Here is a 1097-nt window from a genome sequence, read left to right on the forward strand (position 1 = left end):
TGGTGGTGATGGGGGTTGATCGGCTTTTAGCCTGCTCAAGTATGCGCCCGCCTAACGCCTGAATAGAGGCTGACCACATTTGACGCAGACGGGTATTGATGCTCCGGTTATGCTCTGGGGGCAGGTTGGCTTGGCCTGATACTTCCCACGCCTTAACAATGTCAACAGTGGTTCGGGCTATCTCAATGGCTATGATGCGCTCTGACTGTCGGCTGATGCGGTCAAGCAATAGCATCTGCCTGCGCCTCTCACGCTGGCGGTCCTGATCAAGAAGTCTTCGGGGCATAAGCCAGACTCTTGAGGTCAAGTGCGGTCAATTGGCTGCGCTCTTCTCCTGGCGCTAGCGGGTTGTCATCCATTGGCTCGGACATGCCAAGGTCTAGCGGAGTGGTTGCCATACTCAGCGGTATCATGCTGGACTGCACAAGGATCTCATCCCCGCCGTCAATGGGGTCATAGCCCTTGATTTCTCGTTTCTCGTTAATGGTCAGGTCAGTAGAGCTGTCTGCCATCGTCCAAAGCTCTAGCCGCTTCTCAGCAATCGCCGGGATCTTGTCTAGGTCAATGTCAAGCTCTACGCCATCGAACAACGGAGACAGCCATGCATTAAGCTCATCGCGGATATAGTGGACAAGGGGAATAACAGTCTCTTCGTAGAAGGCTAATCGGGCCTCCTTGTAATTGCTGTATGTGCTATCGCCTGGGATGTTCAACAGCAGGGGAGGCACCCCCAGGGCCAAGGATACGTCACGCGCTGCACTGTACTTGGTTTCAATGATGGCAACGTCTACCGGAGACAGACCCATCTGCGTCCACTTCAAGCCACCTTCAAGCAGCATAGGGCGGCCAGCGTTCTGACTGCCGGAATACTTCTCGTCAATCTCAGCCTTCAGTCGGTTGAATTGATCGTCTGTTAGCTGACCCTCGGCAAGCTCCATAGCACCAGAGGGAGCCGCGCCGTTTTGCAATAGGCTCTGCATCCATTGCATAGACTCGTTGTGCTGGTCCACTGCATAGGCACCGGCCATCAAGGGAGACATGCCATACCAGTCATCGAGCGGATTGAACGCTTTAAGGTGGCGGATGTCGCTGAGCCC

Annotated in this window: 2 protein-coding genes; both read right to left on the reverse strand. The window is 54.8% G+C overall.

Annotated elements, in window-relative coordinates:
* On the reverse strand, positions 1–235 hold a 235-nt coding region (locus tag V6D20_15100), incomplete at its 3' end, for a hypothetical protein (protein HEY9817107.1).
* Between the two features lie 31 nt (positions 236–266).
* Positions 267–1097, reverse strand: an 831-nt coding sequence (locus V6D20_15105) for a phage portal protein (protein HEY9817108.1), incomplete at its 5' end; no start/stop codon positions are given.

The organism is Candidatus Obscuribacterales bacterium (assembly GCA_036703605.1).
Taxonomy (GTDB): domain Bacteria; phylum Cyanobacteriota; class Cyanobacteriia; order RECH01; family RECH01; genus RECH01.